General features: G+C 38.5%; 1 protein-coding gene. It reads right to left on the bottom strand.

What is annotated here, in order from left to right:
* A partial coding sequence (locus tag C9E89_RS22690) for a lytic transglycosylase domain-containing protein (RefSeq protein ID WP_407641441.1) occupies window positions 1–1050 on the bottom strand: 1050 nt, incomplete at its 3' end.
* Between the last annotated feature and the right edge of the window lie 106 nt (window positions 1051–1156).

Genomic DNA, 1156 nt, shown 5'->3' with positions numbered 1-1156 from the left:
ATACTCTTTGTGAGCCTTCAACAAATCTTGATAACGATCATCTTCTGAATCATATACATCACTCTGCATGATGTTTTGTTCAACAGAAGTTAGATTTTTTCGTAAATCCAACTTTGCATTATCACGATTGTTTTTAAGCGACCATGATTCGTATTCACTCGGTGTCATCGTTGCTTTTGCAAAGATGTCATCTGTGTTGCTGCCTAAGCCCTGGATTTGGTCTTGAATAGCTTTAAAGTCATTTATTGCTTCAAATTCTTTCCACTTTTGCGCTTTTCTAAATTGCTGCAGATCATAAGCCAATTGCTCATCAACAGATTCTTTCTTAAGCTGCTTTTGAATGTCATTCAACTCAGAACTAAGAGCAATATGCGCTTTATTTATCTCAGCTTCTTTCTTCAACTTTTCATCTTCAGTCCAATTCCACGAATTTAATTCTTGATCAAATTGAAGTTCAGCTAACCTCGATTTATTTGCGTAGTGCTCCTCAATTTTAGGAGTAAGATGCTGTAAACCAAGTTCATTTGCTTTAGCAATAGTGTCAATTCTCTCTTGGTTTCGAATAACATCTTCAGAAGAGAATTGTTGAGAAAATTGAGCTTGGTCATTTTTGAACTTTTGGAAAGCCTCGTTGGCTTTTTCAAGACCACTAAGATAATTTTCAACAGTGTAATCAGTGCCAAAAGTTTGACCGCTTGCACCCGCCATATAACTCATGACCTTACCAGAGTATTGTCTAGTCTCCTGAGGCATTGGTCGATCAGCAAAATAACCTTTTTGCCATTTCCCTTCTACTTTTTTCATGCCAGAACCATATTTTAAAAAGTTCTGCATGTTGCCCTCACCCCAATTGTAAGCACGCAAAGCATTTTCAAGATTACCGTCAAACATATCAAGTAATCTGCTTAAGTATTCAGATGCGCCACGATAACTTGACTCCACGCTTTTAATGTTTACTTTGAAGCGATCAGCAGTAGCAGGCATAAATTGCATGGGACCACCAGCACCAGCGGGGCTTGTTGCGGTATTACTATTTGGGGATTCAACCATATTGACAGCAGATAATAAGCCTTTTGGTAACCTATCAGCTGTCTCCAAAGCGGTTGCATTAGCCTTTAAGGCATTCGCAGCAACCAATGAATTAACCTTCAAAGCC

Source organism: Acinetobacter sichuanensis (genome assembly GCF_003024515.2).
GTDB lineage: Bacteria > Pseudomonadota > Gammaproteobacteria > Pseudomonadales > Moraxellaceae > Acinetobacter > Acinetobacter sichuanensis.
Note: the sequence above shows the minus strand (reverse complement) of the source record. Positions and strands in the feature narration are given on the sequence as shown.